We start from the raw sequence: 15,838 nt of genomic DNA on the forward strand, positions 1-15,838 counted from the left end.
GCGTCCCGCGTCGAGGTCGGCCGGCGCGGGCGGCTCCGCCAGCGCCCCAACCAGATCGTGCAGGTCGCGTCCCGCGAGCCGCTCGACGTCCATCACGCGTTGCTTCGGTGGCTCGGCTGTGCGGCCGAGCCCGGCGCACCGGCACGACCGCCGGCCGCGAGGTGCGACTCGATCAGCGCGACCGCGAGCCAGTGCCCGCCCAGGCGCGCCGCCTGGAGCGCCGACCCCGCACCGTGCCCACCCGGGGCGAGGGGATCAGCGCCGCGCGCGAGCAGGTACGCCGTCGTGTCCACGTGCAGCGGCGCGCCCCGCTCGACGTGCGCGTCGATCTCGACGTCCACCGCGTGCTGCAGCAGCGTCAGGCCGCCCGCCACCTCCTCGACGTCCGTCCCCGCGTCCAGCAGGTCCCGCAGGCGCGGCAGGTCCTCGTGCTCGACCGCGGCGTGCGCCGGCGACACCTCCGCTCCCCTCACGCACCCGCTGCCGGCGCTGGGGACGGGGGCGGGCTCCGACGTCACGGCCCCCTCCCACTCCAGGGTCACACCGGCTCCTGCCAGCGCGCGGTCAGGTCGGCCGCCGTCACCCGGATGCGTCCGTCGGTCAGGGCGATCTCGTGGCTGCACCCGTCGGCGTGCGGGACGATCTCGTCGAGCTGCACGCTGCCGAGCCGGGTATCGGCCCAGCCGCCGTCGAGCGCGCCACGGTCGCCCGGCTCCACGCCCAGCCCGGTCACGTCGCGGTAGGTGATGACCAGGCCGGCGTCGTGCTTGAAGCGGTTGGGACTCAGCTCCAGCTCCACGGCGAGCCGGTCCCGGGAGTCCCGCACGACGAGCGTGGACAGGCGCAGGTCCTTGACGCAGCGGACCGAGCCGAAGTCGTAGTGGTCGGGGTCCAGGGCGAACGCGGCAGCCCCGGGTGGCAGCCGCTCCGCGAGCACCGGCAGCCGCTCGAGGTAGGGGCGCGGGTCGAGCGAGAACCCGTCGCGCACGCTCTCGACCAGGACGTGCTCCATCATCGTTCCTCCGTCGTGCTCGGCAACGTCCCGGCGTCGTCCGTGCGTCGGGACTCTCGGTGGTGCTGGGCGTCTGCGAGCCGCCCTGTCCATGGCCGCTCCTTGTCGGTGGACGAGCACCATGGGCCCACCATCAACCGATGACTCGGTCAGCATCGACGCCGTAGGCCGTGAGGTCCCGCCAGACGCAGGAGATGAAGTCACGAGCACATGCCTCGATGGCGTCGTCCGGTACCGGTCCGCCCCGCATGTGAGGGGACTGCTCGGAGAAGACGACCCACCCGTCGCCTTCTCGCATGATGGTGATCAGCCCGATCAGGGAGGACGACATGGAGTCGAGCCGGAAGTCGTCGCGAACGACGGCGCGCAGCCACCGAGTCAGGCTCCACGCCAGCTCCGCCACCGTGAAGTACGGCTCGTGATAGATGACCACGTCTCGATCAACGATCCGGAAGTCGGCCTGAACCGACACGAGGTAGTCCTCCACGAGATCGCCCTCCAGCTCCGAGAAGTCGATGCCCCTCGAAGGCGCTACCACCGCGCCATGAATCGACGGCCGCGCGGACGCCGTCCGGGCGCGCACCCGTGCGCATGTCGGTGGACTGCCCCACGATGGCCCGATGGACCTGCCCGTCATGCCCCCGGTCGCGCCGATGCTCGCGAAGTCGGTCAAGGAGATCCCCGACGTGGGGCACGTGGAGCCCAAGTGGGACGGCTTCCGCACGATCGTCTTCCGCGACGGCGACGAGGTCGAGCTGGGCAGCCGCAACGAGAAGCCGATGACCCGCTACTTCCCCGAGCTCGTCGAGGCGCTCAAGGCGAACCTGCCGGAGCGCTGCGTGGTCGACGGGGAGATCGTGGTCGTCACCGGCGACCGGCTCGACTTCGACGCCCTCCAGCAACGCATCCACCCGGCCGCCTCGCGCGTCAAGCTCCTCGCCGGGCAGACGCCCGCGTCGTTCGTCGCGTTCGACCTGCTCGCACTCGGCGACGAGGACCTGACACGCACGCCGTTCGGGGAGCGGCGCGCCCGGCTGGTCGAGGCGCTCGCGGACGCCCGTCCCCCCGTCCACGTCACCCCCGCCACAGGGGACATGGACGAGGCGCAGCGGTGGTTCACGCAGTTCGAGGGTGCCGGCCTCGACGGTGTCGTCGCCAAACCGCTCGACGGCACCTACCAGCCCGACAAGCGCACGATGTTCAAGGTCAAGCACGAGCGGACGGCCGACTGCGTGGTCGCCGGCTTCCGCTGGCACAAGTCCGGGGACGTGGTCGGTTCGCTGCTGCTGGGGCTGTGGTCCGACGACGGGCACCTGCAGCACGTCGGCGTCAGCGCGTCGTTCCCGATGGCGCGGCGCAAGAGCCTGCTCGACGACCTCGCGCCGTACCGCGACGTCGACCTGGCCGAGCACCCGTGGGGCTCGTGGGCGGACCAGTCGGCCCACGCCGACCGCCGCATGCCCGGCGCGGTCAGCCGCTGGAACGCGCAGAAGGACCTGTCGTTCGTCCCCCTGCGCCCCGAGCTCGTCGTCGAGGTCGCGTACGACCACATGGAGGGCGACCGCTTCCGGCACACCGCGCAGTTCCGCCGCTGGCGCCCCGACCGCGACCCGCGTTCGTGCACGTACGCCCAGCTCGAGGAGCCGGTGCGCTTCGACCTCGCGGAGATCCTCGGCGGCTGAGCGCCCGTCGGCCGCGCCGGAGCGGCCGGTCGACGCCCCCCGCCGGCGCGCCCGGGCCTCGACGGACCACCGTCCCCGGCCTACCGTGCGGAAGGACGGCAGACCGCCGCCTCACGTCACCCGGAGGTCGCCATGCCCACCGCCACCCTGAACGGCACCGTCCTCGCCGAGGCGGCCGAGTCGGACGTGCTGCACATCGAGGGCAATGTCTACTTCCCGCCGTCCAGCGTCCGCACGGACCTGCTGGAGACGTCGCCCACGCCCTACGTCTGCCCGTGGAAGGGCGAGTGCCAGTACTGGTCGGTCCGCGACGGCGACGCGCTCGTCGAGGACCAGGCCTGGTCCTACCCGCACCCGTACCCCTCGGCGTTCGAGCGCGTGGGCGCCGACTTCAGCGGCTACGTCGCGTTCTCCCCGGACGTCGAGGTCCGCTGACGCGACCCACTCACCCCGCACCGAGCGCGCCACTCGCCGGACGAGCGCACCGGTCCTTCGCGGTGCGCTCGCGCGACGAGTGGCGCGCTCGCGGGTGGGGCGCTCAGTCGGTGATGCCGATGGCGTAGCCGACGAAGTACAGGCCCACCAGCACGACGACGACGCCGACGATCGCGTAGACGAGCCAGTTCGACCCGGTGGACCCCACCTTCGGCTGGTGCGCGGACAGGCCCGACGTGGTCGACGACTCCCCGGGCGGGGTGTCCCCCGGGTTGACACCTCCGCCGGCCTCCAGGCCGGGCGTCTGGTCGGGCTGCGGGTCGGGCGTGCTCGCCCCGGGCGACTGGCTCATGCGTCCCCTTCTCTCCGGACTGCTCGCTCCACCGTCGCCCCCGGCCACCGGGACGGCAACCCGAGGCGCCGGTCAGCCCTCCACCGTGAGGATCTCCGCGTCGAGGGCCACGTCGGTGTCGAGCGTGACGTACCCGCGCTCCTCGAACAGCACCGTGAGGCGGTCCGCCTCGACGACGGACACGACACCCGGCCCGAACTCCTGGTGCCGCACGGCCTGCCCGGGACGGACCCGGTCCTCCGACGCCCGGACCGACGTCCCCGCGTCGCACGAGTCGCAGTGCCCGCACACGTCGCGCCGCTCCTCGCCCAGCAGCTCCAGGAGCAGGCGCCGGCGGCAGTCGGTGGTGTCGGTGTAGGTGCGCACGAGGTCGACGCGGGACGTCTCGAGCCGTGCGCGGCGCTCGCGCTCCTCCTGCACGTCGGCCAGGACGCGCCGCACGCGGGCGCCCTCGACGGTCCGGAACCGGCCGTCGTCGTCCCGGACGGCGCCCACGCGCTGCAGCTCGCCGAGGGCGCGCGCGACCGTGCGGCGCGCGAGCCCGGTGCGCTCCGCGAGCGTCGCCTGGTCGGCCGGGCTCTCCTCGAGCGCACGGACGACGGACGTCAGCGTCTGCGGGCGCGACCCGCCGCTGGAGCGCTGGTAGCGGGCCAGGCCGTGGTCCTCCGGGCGGTGCACGACCAGCGCGCGCGCCGGCTCCTCGTCGCGTCCCGCACGGCCGACCTCCTGGTAGTACGAGTCGAGCGTCGTGGGCGGGCCGGCATGCACGACGAGCCGCACGTCGGCGCGGTCGACGCCCATGCCGAACGCCGAGGTCGCGACGACGAGGTCGGCGTCGCCGGACAGGAACCGGTCCTGGGCGGCGGACCGCTCCTTGGCCGGCAGGCCCGCGTGGTAGACGAGCGCGGGCCGCCCGTCCTCGGCGAGCGCCTCCGCGAGGGCCTCCGTGTGCGCGCGCGTGCGTGCGTAGACGATCACGGCGCCCGGCTCGTCGAGCACCGCCTCGCGCACGTAGGCGTCGCGCTCGTCCTCGCTGGCCGCGGGGCGTGCGCCGAGCCAGATGTTCGGCCGGTCGGCGTCGTGCACCAGCACCCGCGGGTCGCGCATCTCGAGCTGGTCGACGATCTCCTCGCGCACGTGCGCCGACGCGGTGGCGGTGAGCGCGAGCACGCGCGGGTCGCCGAGCCGGTGCACCGCCCAGCCGACGAGCAGGTAGTCGGGCCGGAAGTCGTGCCCCCACTCGCTCACGCAGTGCGCCTCGTCGACCACGACGAGACCCACGTCGGCCTGCTGCAGGGCGTCGAGGACGACCTCGCGCTGGAGCTGCTCCGGGCCGAGCAGCAGCACGTCGAGGTCGCCCGAGGACGCCGCCTCGAGCGCCTCCCGCTGCTGCGCGGCGGTCCGTGCCGAGCTGACCGACGCCGCCCGCAGCCCCGACTCGCGCAGCGACGTCACCTGGTCGCGCTGCAGCGCGAGCAGGGGCGAGACCACGACCGTCAGTCGCTCGGCGACGAGCGTCGCCACCGCGTACACGGCCGTCTTGCCCGCCCCCGTGCGAGCCACCAGGAGCGTGTCGTGCTCCGCCAGTCCCGCGAGGGCGTCACGCTGCGACTCCCGCAGCTCGATCCCCTCGCCCAGCACGCGCGTCACCGCCGCGTCGACGTCCACCCGCCACCTCCGTCCGGCGCGCCAGTGCGGCGGCCCCGCACCGTCCTACCCACCACGGGCCCCGCGCGCCCGGCGAACGCCCGATCCCCCGCGCCGCTGCGACGAGCGTCACGCGGCCGCCGCGCGGTCGCGGCACCGCGCACGTACGGTCGACCCGTCCCCCTGCGTCACGCTCCGGAGGTCACGGATGAGCGCGTCCCCGCGTCCGCACGACGTCGTCGTCATCGGCTCAGGCTTCGGCGGGCTGTTCACCACGCGCGCCCTCGCGGACGCGCCCGGGGTGCGCGTCACCGTCGTCAGCGGCTCCAACCACCACCTCTTCCAGCCGCTGCTGTACCAGGTGGCGACGGGTGTGCTCTCGTCCGGCGAGATCGCCCCCGCGACCCGCGACGTGCTGCGGCGCCAGCGCAACGCACGCGTGCTGCTCGGCGTCGTCGAGGACGTGGACCTCGCCGCGCGCGAGGTCGTGCACCGCTCGCCCGCCGGCGTGACGCGCACCCGCTACGACAGCCTCGTGGTGGCGGCGGGAGCCGGGCAGTCGTACTTCGGCCGGGACGAGTTCGCCGAGCACGCGCCGGGCATGAAGAGCCTCGACGACGCCCTCGAGATCCGCGGCCGCATCTTCGGCGCGTTCGAGCTGGCGGAGGTGACGCGCGACGAGGCGGCCGTGGACCGGCTGCTCACGTTCGTCGTCGTCGGCGCGGGACCGACCGGCGTCGAGATGGCCGGGCAGGTGGCCGAGCTCGCGCACCGTGTGCTGCCCGGGCAGTTCCGGCACGTCGACCCGCGCCGCACGCGCGTGCTCCTCGTGGACCCCGTCGACCACGTGCTGCCCGGCTACCCCGAGCGCCTCAGCCACGCCGCCACGCGTGAGCTCGAGGAGCAGGGCGTGGAGATCTGGACGGGCTGGAAGGTCGTCGACGTCGACCAGGAGGGCGTCGAGGTCGAGAACGGCGACGGTGAGCGGCGCCGGTTGCCGTCCTCGTGCAAGATCTGGGCCGCCGGCGTGCAGGGCGCCCCGATCGGCCGCGTCCTCGCCGAGCGGGCGGGCGTGGAGGCGGACCGCTCCGGCCGGGTCCCCGTCGAGCCGGACTGCACGCTCCGCGGGCACCCCGAGGTCTTCGTCATCGGTGACCTCATGAAGCTCGACGGGCTGCCGGGCGTCGCGCAGGTCGCCATGCAGAGCGCGGAGCACGCCGCCGACCAGATCCGCCGCCGCGTCGACGGGCGTCCGACCGGACAGCCGTTCGCGTACCGCGACAAGGGCAGCATGGCGACGGTGTCCCGGTTCTTCGCCGTCGCGAAGGTCGGCCGCGTCGAGACGTCCGGCTTCCCCGCCTGGCTGCTGTGGCTCGGCGTGCACCTGTTCTACCTGGTCGGGTTCAAGAACCGGGTGACGACCCTGCTGCACTGGGCGGTGTCGTTCGTCGGCCGCGGGCGCGCCGAGCGTGCCGCGACCTGGCAGCAGGTGATCGGGCGCAACGCCCTGCGGCGTGAGGGCGGGACGACCTTCGGGTCGCGGGAGTTCCCGCCCGGGACGCGGTCGGAGTCCGGCGCCGACGCGTCCGATGACGAGGCCCGCGTGACGGACCGCGGGGACCAGGGCGCCCGCAGCTCCTGAGGCGGGTGCTCCCGGACCGGTCGGCTACCAGCCGCCCCCGCCGCCACCACCGACGCCACCGCCGGAGTACCCGCTGCCCGAGAACCCGGAGCCCCCGGACGAGCCGGGCGTCGGCGCGCTGATCGCCTCGGTCGCGACGGACTCGAACCGGTCCATCGCACCGGCGAAGCCGGTCCCCCAGAAGTAGGGGCTCGTCGTCCAGCTCCCCACGTACCAGTCGGGCTGCGCGACCGCCCGGCCCTGTGCGGCGAGGTCTGCGAAGACGCGCGCCCACCGGTCGGTCAGCCCGAACACGATGGCGTAGGGCAGGTAGCGCGAGAACAGGTCCTCGCCCTCCTCGAAGCGCAGCTGCTCCGCCTCGGCGGTCGCGAGGTAGCGGCGGAACCCGAGGGTCTGCGCCAGCACCGCGGTGCCGTCCGCGGTCCGTGCGGGCGCCGCGCCCGACAGGACCAGGACGAGGACGCCGACGAGCGCCAGCGCGGCCGGGACGAGCGCGAGCCCCGGCACGGACTGGACGCCCGCGGCCATCAGGACGACCACCCCGACGACGCCCACGAGGAGCAGCAGGACGCCCGTGACACCCCACGCCGTGCGCACCGCCTTCGGGTTCGCACGGAACCACCCGGCCTCCGTGACGTGCTCGTACAGCAGGTCCTGGACCTTGCCCATGGACGCGGCGAACGTCGTCTTCAGCTCCGACAGGCGCACCTCGTCCCGCCCCTGGAACAGCTCGCGCACGAGCAGCGCCTCGAACGGCAGCAGGCCGTCGGTGTCATGGCGCAGCCGGACCAGGGTCCAGTCCTCGACCTTGCCGCCCTCCTTGCGCGGCGGCACCTCCTCGATGCGCAGCCTGCCGCGCACGGCGAGGTCGATGATGGTGGCCGTGACGTCCACGGGGTCGGCCTTCTCGTCGACGAGGGTGCCGATCTCTCCCGGCCGCTCCCCCTCCGGCGGCGTGAACTGCACGCTGACGGGTGCCCGGGGGTCGCGGTGCCCCGTCGCCCCCTCCTGCCCGCCCCCGGGGCGCAGGCCCGGCGTGAGACCGAGGTAGGCGCGGTCGCGCCCGGTGCGACGCACCCGGCGCACGGCGAGGAACGCACCGCCCGCCAGCAGCGCCGCGGCGACGCCGCCGGCGGCGCTCACCGGTCGCACCGGGGCGAACGGGTCGAGCTTCTCGCCCAGGATCGGTTCCGCACCCGTGAAGGTGCCGCCGGGCCACCCCGACACCACGGTGAACCGGTCGCCGACGGGCACGACGCGCTGCCCGAACGTCGCCGTCGGCCCGTCCGCCTCCGCGGACGCGCACGGGTCGGTCGCGCCCTCCGGCCCGGCGAAGCACGCGACGCCCTCGACGTCCGCCGGCCCGGTCACCGCGACGGTCAGGTCCGACAGCGGGACCTCCCAGCCGCCGCCGATCACGTCCCAGTACAGCTCGTCGCCCGAGTGCTGCTCGTTGGCGGGGTTCAACCAGCCCCGGACGGTGAACGCCACCCGGTACGTCTGCACCCCGGAGACGTCGTCGACGTCCTCGTCGCCGATGCGCAGCACCACGGCGCGGTCGTCGTCCTCGCGGTGCAGGTCCGCCGGGGCACCGCTCGGGCTCGAGACGGTGACGTCGGAGTACCGGAAGAGCCGGTCCCGCTCGTCGTCGTACGGCACGCGGGTCGGGTACGTGAGGTACGGGCCGTGGCCCGGGTCGTCGCCGAAGTCGAAGTCGAGCTCGATCTCGACGCGGACGGACCCGTCCGCCGCGACCTCCGCGCGCGCGTCGTACCGGGTGATCTCGCGACCCGACGTGAGGTCGCCGGGCGTCAGCGGCGCGACCGCGCGGGCCGCCGGCGGGGCCAGCACGACGACTCCCACCGCGAGCACGACGGCGAGCGCGACGGCCGCGAGCCGCCGGACCGCGGCGACCACCACGCGGACCTCGCCGTCCGGCACCCGCGCGGGCGCGTCCGGGACCCCGGCCGCGTCCTGGCGGCTCACCGGTCGCGCTTCTCGCGCATGGCGCGCTGCGCCTCCAGGTTGTCCTGGCGCTCGCGCAACGCGTGGCGCTTGTCGTACTCGCGCTTGCCGCGGGCCAGCGCGATCTCGACCTTCGCGCGCCCGTCGAGGAAGTACAGCGCGAGCGGGACGATCGTCTGCCCCTTCTCGCGCGTGCGCGCCTCGAGACGGTCGATCTCCTGCCGGTGCAGCAGCAGCTTGCGCTTGCGGCGCGGCGCGTGGTTCGTCCACGTGCCCTGCGAGTACTCGGGGATGTGCACGCCGTGCAGCCACGCCTCGCCGCCGTCGACCTCCACCCACCCGTCGATCAGCGAGGCGCGTCCGGCGCGCAGCGCCTTCACCTCGGTGCCGCTGAGCACCATGCCCGCCTCGAAGACGTCCTCGATGACGTAGTCGTGCCGGGCCTTGCGGTTGGCCGCGACCATGGTGCGCCCGGTCGTCGTCGCCTTGGCCACGGCTCGGTCCTCCTGTGCTGGGTGCCTGGGGTGCCGCACGAGCCTACCCGCGGGCGCCGACGCGGCCCGAGGTGATTGCGCAGGGCGAACGTCCGCCCGTCAGATCCCCAGGTACGACCGGGGGTTCTGCGTCGCGCCGTTGACGTACACCTCGAAGTGCAGGTGGCACGCGGCCGACGTCCCGGTGTTGCCCGCGTACCCGATCAGCTGCCCCGCCTCCACGCGGGACCCGGCGCCGACCCGGAACGAGGACATGTGGTTGTAGCTCGACATGAGGGACGAGCCGTTGACCCACCCGTGGTCGATCATCACCTGGTTGCCGTAGCCGCTGCGGAAGCGGGCCCACTGCACCGTGCCCGAGCGCCCGGCGTACACCGGCTCGCCGCAGCGGTCGCGCAGGTCGATCCCCGCGTGCATGCGGTAGTAGCCGAGCACCGGGTGCAGGCGCATGCCGTACTCGGACGTGACGTAGATCGGGTTGTGCGCCGTGGGGTTCGCGAACAGGGCTCCCGGCCGGGCGCCCCCGGGCTGGGCGCTGGTGCCGCCCCCGCCCCCGCCACCGCCCCCGCCGCCGCCGGTGCTGGGCTTCTGGCCGGCGGCGGCCGCCGCCGCGCGGCGCGCCTCCTCCTCGCGCTCCCGCTGGACGCGCTGCTGCTCGATGATCTGCGCGAGCTCGGAGGCGACCGCCTGCCGCTCGGCGTCGACCGCGGCCGCCTGCTTCGCGGCCTCGGCCTTCTGCGACTCGATCGACGCCTTCTTCGCCTTCTGCTCGGCGAGGAGCCGCTCGACCTCGGCCTTCGCGTCCTCGGCCGCCTTCTGCGCCTGCTGCGCCTCGGCCAGCTTCTCGTCGGCCGCGGCCTTGATCTCGGCGACCTTGTCGCGCACCGCGGTCTGACGAGCCTGCGCGTTCTTGTTCTTCGCGACGATCGCCTGCAGGTCGTCGAGCACCTGCGCCTGCGTCCGCATCGCGGTGGAGACCATGCCGTACCGCTCGACGAAGTCCTCCGAGCTCTCGGCGTCGAGCATGACGCTCATCCCCGAGACGTCCCGGCCGCCCTTGTACGCCTCGCGCGCCATCTGCCCGATCGCCGCGCGGATCTCGTCCTCGCGCGCGTCGTCGACGACGATCTGCTCGGCGATCGCCGCCTCCTCGTCCTCGGCCGCGGCCAGTCGCGCCGCCTGCAGCTCCGCCTCGCGCTGCGCCGCCTGCGCGGCCGCGACCGCCGCGTCGAGCGCGGCCTGCGCCTGCGGGAGCTGCGCCTCGATCGCCGCGAGCTCCGCGACGGCGGTGGCCAGGGCGCCGTCGAGCTCCTCCATCGCCGCGGCCAGGTCGGCCGCACGCTGGTCCGCCGCGGCCCGCCGCTGCTCGGCGGCAGCGCGACGGTTGGAGAGGTCGTCGGCGACGGCCGGTCCCGCCGCCCCGACGAACGCCGGCACCGCCACGGCCACGGCGGCCAGGGCGGCGACGAACGCGGTGCCGCGGGCGCGCAGGGCGGCGCGGAGGCGCGCGCCCGCGGGGGCGCCGGCGGGACGGTCGGTGCGGTCGTGGCGTCGTCGCATGTCAGACCTTCGTGTAGCGGCTCAGGGTGACGAGGGACGAGATCGTGGCCAGCACGATCGCGACCACGAGCAGGAGCGGGGCGATCGCGAGCACGTCGGCCGTGCTGACGTACGGCACCCACGTCACGGACTGGCCCAGCCAGTCGGTGACGAGGTACTCGACGCCGAACCACAGACCCGTGACGGCCAGCGCCGCGCCGATGGTCGCGGCGATCGCCCCCTCGAGCATGAACGGCAGCTGGATGAACAGGGTCGACGCACCCACGAGCCGCATGATGCCGGTCTCGCGACGGCGGCTCAGCGCGGACAGGCGGATGGTGGTGGTGATGAGCAGGACCGCGGCGAGCAGCATGATCGCGGCGATGCCGCCCGCCGCCCACGTCGCGCGGTCGAGCACGAGGAACAGGTTGTCGAACAGCCGGCGCTGGTCCTCGACGTCCTCGACGCCGGGCCGCCCCGAGACCACGTCCGCGACCACCTGGTACTGCTCGGGGTCGGTCAGCTTGATCCGGTAGGACGCGTTCATGTCGTCCACGGTCGCGGCCGACGCCCAGAACTGGTCGCCGAACTGCCGCTGGAACGACTCGTACGCCTCCTCCTTGGTCTCCGTGTAGACCTGCTCGATGTACGGCGCCACCTCGGGCGCCTCGAGGGCCCCGAGGATGTCCTGCCGCTGCTCCTCGGTGACCTCGCCCGCGGCGCAGGTGCGCTCGGCGGAGTTGGCCGGGCAGAGGAAGACGGAGACCTCGACCTTGTCGTACCAGTCGTCCTTCATCTTCCCGATCTGCGTCTGCAGCAGGGCCGCGGCGCCGAGGAAGGTGAGGCAGACGAACGTGACGAGCACGACCGAGACCGTCATCGACAGGTTGCGGCGCAGGCCGATGCCGATCTCGGAGAGGATGAACTGCAGACGCACGGCGCTACCCCTCAGCGGTCCGAGCCGTAGACGCCGCGCGACTGGTCGCGCACCATCTCGCCCGTGCTCAGCTCGACCACGCGCTTGCGCATCTGGTCGACGATCTCGTCGTCGTGCGTCGCCATGACCACCGTGGTGCCGGTGCGGTTGATGCGGTCGAGCAGGCGCATGATCCCCAGGGAGGTCGTCGGGTCGAGGTTGCCGGTGGGCTCGTCGGCCAGCAGGATCGAGGGCCGGTTGACGAACGCGCGGGCGATGGCGACGCGCTGCTGCTCACCGCCCGAGAGCTCGTGCGGGCGTCGCTTCTCCTTGCCGGCGAGGCCGACCATGTCGAGCACGTCGGGCACCGTGGTGAGGATGTGGTGGCGCGGCTTGCCGATGACCTGCAGCGCGAACGCGACGTTCTCGAACACGGTCTTGTTCGGCAGCAGGCGGAAGTCCTGGAAGACCGCGCCGATCTGGCGGCGCAGGTGCGGCACCTTCCAGCTCGACAGCGACCCGAGCTCCTTGCCGGCGACGAACACCCGACCGGCGGACGCGCGCTCCTCGCGCAGCACGAGCCGCAGGAACGTGGACTTCCCGGAGCCGGACGCGCCCACGAGGAACACGAACTCACCGCGCTCGACGTCGAGCGACACGCGGTCGAGCGCGGGGCGGGCGCCCCGGGCGTAGACCTTCGTCACGTTCTCGAACCGGATCACGGCACGGACCTCGTCTGTCGTCGCCGCTCGCCGCGGGCGCGGCGGGCCACCCGCGCACTCGCGGGCACCGTCGAGGGTAGGAAGCGCCGAGCGGCCCCCGGGGCAGGACACGCCGCCGCGCTCCCTGTGAATCGGTACGCCCGAGCGGGTGATGCCCGGCTCGTCCCGGAACGTCCGGGACGGCTCACGCGTCGGCCGGTGCCACCTGCTGCGCGCGGCGCCAGCGGATGCCGGCCTCGATGAAGTCGTCGATGTCACCGTCGAACACCGCGGCCGGGTTGCCGACCTCGTGCTCGGTGCGCAGGTCCTTGACCATCTGGTACGGCTGCAGCACGTACGAGCGCATCTGGTCGCCCCAGCTCGCCTTGATGTCGCCCGCCATCTCCTTCTTGGCGGCGCGCTCCTCCTCCTGGCGCTGCAGGAGCAGCCGGGACTGGAGCACGCGGAGCGCGGCGGCGCGGTTCTGGATCTGCGACTTCTCGTTCTGCATCGACACGACGATGCCGGTGGGGATGTGCGTCATGCGGACCGCGGAGTCGGTCGTGTTGACCGACTGGCCGCCGGGGCCGGACGAGCGGAAGACGTCGACCTTGATCTCCGACTCGGGGATCTCGATGGAGTCGGTCTGCTCGATGAGCGGGATGACCTCGACCGCGGCGAACGACGTCTGCCGGCGGCCCTGGTTGTCGAACGGCGAGATGCGCACGAGGCGGTGCGTGCCGGCCTCGACCGACAGGTGCCCGAAGGCGTACGGCGCCTTCACCTCGAACGTCGCGGACTTCAGGCCCGCCTCCTCCGCGTACGAGGTGTCGAGCACCGTCGTCGGGTATCCGTGGCGCTCGGCCCACCGCAGGTACATCCGCAGGAGCATCTCGGCGAAGTCCGCGGCGTCGACGCCTCCGGCGCCCGCGCGGATCGTCACGACGGCGTCGCGGATGTCGTACTCCCCCGCGAGCAGCGTGCGGACCTCGAGCTCGCCGAGGTCCTTGCGGATGCCGACGAGCTCCGCCTCGGCCTCGGCGAGGGTGTCGGCGTCGTCCTCCTCCGCGGCCATCTCGACGAGCGTCTCGAGGTCGTCGATGCGCCCGCCGAGCTTGGTGACGCGGTCGAGCTCGGACTGCGTGGACGACAGGGCGCTCGTCACCTTCTGCGCGGCCTCGGGGTCGTCCCACAGGTCAGGGGCGGACGCCTGCTCGGAGAGCTCGGCGATCTTCGCCCGCAGCGCGGCGGGGTCGCTCACCGACTGGATGGACTCCAGGGTGCTGCGCAGCTCGCGGATCTCGGCGGGGAAGTCGGTGGTGGCCACGACCGTCCAGGGTACCCGCTGGGCGCCGCGCGGCAGGTACCCGCGTCAGGAGAGCCGGGCGGCGCCCAGCGCGCCCACGACGAGGGCGACGGGCACGGCGGCGAGGACGACCGCGGCGGTCGCGAGCCCCCGGTCGCGCTCGACCCGGCGTGCACGCAGGGCCACGACGACGGCCGCGAGCGCGAGCGCGAGCCACAGCGCGGAGAGGAAGACGCTCGGCACGGTCGTCGCGGGGCGGTCCGGGCCGAGGGCGTCCGCGATCGAGGCAGCCACGGCCAGCACGGTCCCGACGAACGCGAGGACCGAGGCGCCGGCGAGCGCGATCGCCCAGGTCGCGGCACGCGAGCGGCCGGGGCGGGCCGGGGCCGGGGTGCGCGGGTCGGGGCGGGGCTCGCCCTCGTCGCCGGGTCGCTCGGTCATGGCGTCAGCCTGGCAGACCCTGCCGGGCAGGGCCGCCCCCGTGCGACCGGCGCCGAGTCCGCCCCTGGTCTTGACCGGTCCAGTACGTCGTGGCACTGTAGCGGTACAGGCAACTGGAGCGGTACAGATGAGCGAGGTGGACGAGATGGACCCGATGGGGATGGGCGTCCTGGGCGTCCGGCTGTCGCGCCGGCAGGCGGAGAGCGCGGAGCCCTGGGCGCCACAGGTGGAGGAGACGCGTCACGAGCGTCGGCTCGCGCACCGGGCGGCCCGCCGCTCCGAGCGCGCGGTCGCACGGGCGCACGCACCGGCGCGCGTGGCGGCACCACGCCGGGCGGCGGCCGGTGCGCTGCACCGGCTCGCCGACGCGCTCGCGCCGACGGAGCAGCACGGGTCGCGCGCCGTCGGCCACCCGGCCCGCTGAGGTGGGGAGGACGCCGGAGGGCGCGCGGGCGACGGCCCGGGGGTTCCTGACGAGCTCCGGGGCCGCCGCCGGCCCTCCCGCGCCGGGGACCGCGGCGCAGGCGCCCGGCCCGGACGTGTCGACCTACGCTGGTGCGCATGACGTACCGGACGGGGTCGCCGTGGCCCGCGTGACGCTGCAGACGGTCGCCGACAGGGTCGGCGTCAGCCGCATGACGGTGTCGAACGCGTTCTCGCGCCCCGACCAGCTCTCCGAGGCGCTGCGCGCGAAGATCCTCGCCGCGGCGGCGGACCTCGGCTACGTCGGCCCGGACCCGGCGGCCCGGGCGCTCGCCCGCCGCAGCGCGGGGGCGGTCGGTGTCGTGCTGACCGACTCCCTGGGCGAGGCGTTCCTCGACCCGGTCGCCGCGGCGTTCTTCGGTTCCCTCGCCGAGTCGCTCGCCCCGACGGGTCTCGCCGTCTCGCTCATCCCCGCCGAGAACGTCGGCGGGCACGTGCCGGCACGCGACCTGGCCGTGGACGGTGCGGTGGTCTACGCGTGCGCCGGTGAGACCGAGGCGGTCGAGTGGTTGCGCAAGCGCCGGCTGCCGCTGGTGTTCGTCGACCAGGACCCCCTGCCCGGCAGCGCCGGCGTCCTCCTCGACGACCGGGCCGGCGGCCGCATCGCGGTCGAGCACCTGCTCGCGCTCGGCCACCGGGACGTCGCGGTCCTCACCATGAACAGCGACCGCACCACGCCGGGGTGGGCCGACGCCCCCCGCCGGGGCGGGTCGAACCACGTCGCGCGCGAGCGGACCGCGGGCGCCCTCGACGCCCTGGAGGCGGCCGGGCTGCAGGGACGCGTCTACGAGGTCGTCGACAACCACGACCACCTGATCGCCCCCGGCGTCGCCGAGCTGGTCGCCGACCCGCACCGCCCCACGGCGGTCGTGTGCTTCTCCGACCTGATGGCGGCACACCTCGTCCGGGCGGCGCAGGCGGCGGGGCTCACGGTGCCGGACGACCTGTCCGTCGTCGGCTTCGACGACAGCGTGCACGCGCACACGGTCCGGCCGGCTCTCACCACGGTCCGCCAGGACTTCGCCGCGAAGGGGCGGCTCGCGGCGCGCGCGCTCACCGAGGCGATCGCACGGTCGCGCGCGGCGGCGGACACCGGGCCCGAGGACGCCGAGCCGACGATCGAGCACATCCCCGTCGAGCTCGTCCTGCGCGACAGCACCAGCACCGCCCCGCGGGACGCACGCGGCTGAGCGGGGCCGCCTGCCCGCGGGGCATCGCGTCGC

General features: G+C 74.3%; 17 protein-coding genes. 5 read left to right on the forward strand and 12 right to left on the reverse strand.

All coding sequences use genetic code 11. The features are described 5' to 3' along the window. Positions 1 to 92 precede the first annotated feature (92 nt). From FB586_RS17545 to FB586_RS17555, 3 genes are all read right to left on the reverse strand, one after another. Positions 93 to 542 carry an ankyrin repeat domain-containing protein gene (locus FB586_RS17545; protein WP_222928388.1) on the reverse strand — a complete coding sequence of 150 codons (450 nt, stop codon included), beginning with the start codon at positions 540 to 542 and terminating at the stop codon, positions 93 to 95. Then, complete coding sequence (locus FB586_RS17550) at positions 539 to 1,015, reverse strand: hypothetical protein (RefSeq protein WP_222928389.1); 477 nt, start codon at positions 1,013 to 1,015, stop codon at positions 539 to 541. The genes FB586_RS17545 and FB586_RS17550 overlap by 4 nt, the downstream gene beginning before the upstream one ends. A gap of 130 nt (positions 1,016 to 1,145) precedes the next feature. After that, positions 1,146 to 1,499 (reverse strand): DUF7878 domain-containing protein, encoded by a 354-nt coding sequence (locus FB586_RS17555; protein WP_136520617.1) that lies wholly within the window; start codon positions 1,497 to 1,499, stop codon positions 1,146 to 1,148. 133 nt (positions 1,500 to 1,632) lie between these two features. Between FB586_RS17555 and FB586_RS17560 the strand changes: the two genes are divergently transcribed. Then, positions 1,633 to 2,694: an ATP-dependent DNA ligase gene (locus FB586_RS17560; RefSeq protein ID WP_136520618.1), complete on the forward strand. Its 1,062-nt coding sequence runs from the start codon at positions 1,633 to 1,635 to the stop codon at positions 2,692 to 2,694. Positions 2,695 to 2,826: 132 nt separating this feature from the next. Next, the gene (locus tag FB586_RS17565) at positions 2,827 to 3,129 is read left to right on the forward strand and encodes a DUF427 domain-containing protein (RefSeq protein ID WP_136520619.1); all 303 of its coding nucleotides are present in this window, start codon (positions 2,827 to 2,829) and stop codon (positions 3,127 to 3,129) included. A 103-nt stretch (positions 3,130 to 3,232) separates the two neighbouring features. Here FB586_RS17565 and FB586_RS17570 read toward each other — a convergent pair whose 3' ends face one another. Together FB586_RS17570 and FB586_RS17575 are read right to left on the reverse strand one after the other, a co-directional pair. Beyond that, complete coding sequence (locus FB586_RS17570; protein WP_136520620.1) at positions 3,233 to 3,481, reverse strand: DUF6480 family protein; 249 nt, start codon at positions 3,479 to 3,481, stop codon at positions 3,233 to 3,235. Between the two features lie 72 nt (positions 3,482 to 3,553). Further along, positions 3,554 to 5,149, reverse strand: coding sequence for a RecQ family ATP-dependent DNA helicase (locus FB586_RS17575; RefSeq protein ID WP_136520621.1), 1,596 nt, complete (start codon positions 5,147 to 5,149; stop codon positions 3,554 to 3,556). 187 nt (positions 5,150 to 5,336) lie between these two features. Between FB586_RS17575 and FB586_RS17580 the strand changes: the two genes are divergently transcribed. Further along, positions 5,337 to 6,770, forward strand: coding sequence for an NAD(P)/FAD-dependent oxidoreductase (locus FB586_RS17580; RefSeq protein ID WP_136520622.1), 1,434 nt, complete (start codon positions 5,337 to 5,339; stop codon positions 6,768 to 6,770). A gap of 24 nt (positions 6,771 to 6,794) precedes the next feature. Here FB586_RS17580 and FB586_RS17585 read toward each other — a convergent pair whose 3' ends face one another. The 7 genes from FB586_RS17585 to FB586_RS17615 all read right to left on the reverse strand — a co-directional run bounded on the left by FB586_RS17585 (position 6,795) and on the right by FB586_RS17615 (position 14,132). Continuing rightward, complete coding sequence (locus FB586_RS17585) at positions 6,795 to 8,756, reverse strand: DUF2207 domain-containing protein (protein WP_246036894.1); 1,962 nt, start codon at positions 8,754 to 8,756, stop codon at positions 6,795 to 6,797. Next, positions 8,753 to 9,229 carry an SsrA-binding protein SmpB gene (gene smpB / locus FB586_RS17590; RefSeq protein WP_136520623.1) on the reverse strand — a complete coding sequence of 159 codons (477 nt, stop codon included), beginning with the start codon at positions 9,227 to 9,229 and terminating at the stop codon, positions 8,753 to 8,755. The genes FB586_RS17585 and smpB overlap by 4 nt, the downstream gene beginning before the upstream one ends. A 99-nt stretch (positions 9,230 to 9,328) precedes the next feature. Next, on the reverse strand, positions 9,329 to 10,789 hold the full coding sequence (locus FB586_RS17595) for a M23 family metallopeptidase (RefSeq protein WP_136520624.1): 1,461 nt from the start codon (positions 10,787 to 10,789) through the stop codon (positions 9,329 to 9,331). Position 10,790: 1 nt separating this feature from the next. Beyond that, positions 10,791 to 11,705: a permease-like cell division protein FtsX gene (gene ftsX, locus FB586_RS17600; protein ID WP_136520625.1), complete on the reverse strand. Its 915-nt coding sequence runs from the start codon at positions 11,703 to 11,705 to the stop codon at positions 10,791 to 10,793. Between the two features lie 11 nt (positions 11,706 to 11,716). After that, positions 11,717 to 12,406, reverse strand: coding sequence for a cell division ATP-binding protein FtsE (gene ftsE / locus FB586_RS17605; protein ID WP_136520626.1), 690 nt, complete (start codon positions 12,404 to 12,406; stop codon positions 11,717 to 11,719). 184 nt (positions 12,407 to 12,590) lie between these two features. Next, a complete protein-coding gene (prfB, locus tag FB586_RS17610; RefSeq protein ID WP_136520627.1) occupies positions 12,591 to 13,712 on the reverse strand; it encodes a peptide chain release factor 2 in 1,122 nt (373 codons plus the stop codon). Positions 13,713 to 13,757: 45 nt separating this feature from the next. After that, positions 13,758 to 14,132, reverse strand: a complete 375-nt coding sequence (locus FB586_RS17615; RefSeq protein ID WP_136520628.1) for a hypothetical protein — start codon at positions 14,130 to 14,132, stop codon at positions 13,758 to 13,760. A gap of 127 nt (positions 14,133 to 14,259) precedes the next feature. On the opposite strand from FB586_RS17615, the gene FB586_RS17620 reads away from it, so the two are divergent. Together FB586_RS17620 and FB586_RS17625 are read left to right on the forward strand one after the other, a co-directional pair. Continuing rightward, the gene (locus tag FB586_RS17620; RefSeq protein ID WP_136520629.1) at positions 14,260 to 14,556 is read left to right on the forward strand and encodes a hypothetical protein; all 297 of its coding nucleotides are present in this window, start codon (positions 14,260 to 14,262) and stop codon (positions 14,554 to 14,556) included. A gap of 169 nt (positions 14,557 to 14,725) precedes the next feature. After that, complete coding sequence (locus FB586_RS17625; protein ID WP_246036900.1) at positions 14,726 to 15,805, forward strand: LacI family DNA-binding transcriptional regulator; 1,080 nt, start codon at positions 14,726 to 14,728, stop codon at positions 15,803 to 15,805. The last annotated feature ends 33 nt before the right edge of the window (positions 15,806 to 15,838 follow it).

This window comes from Cellulomonas telluris (assembly GCF_004886325.1).
Classification (GTDB): Bacteria; Actinomycetota; Actinomycetes; order Actinomycetales; family Cellulomonadaceae; genus Cellulomonas; species Cellulomonas telluris.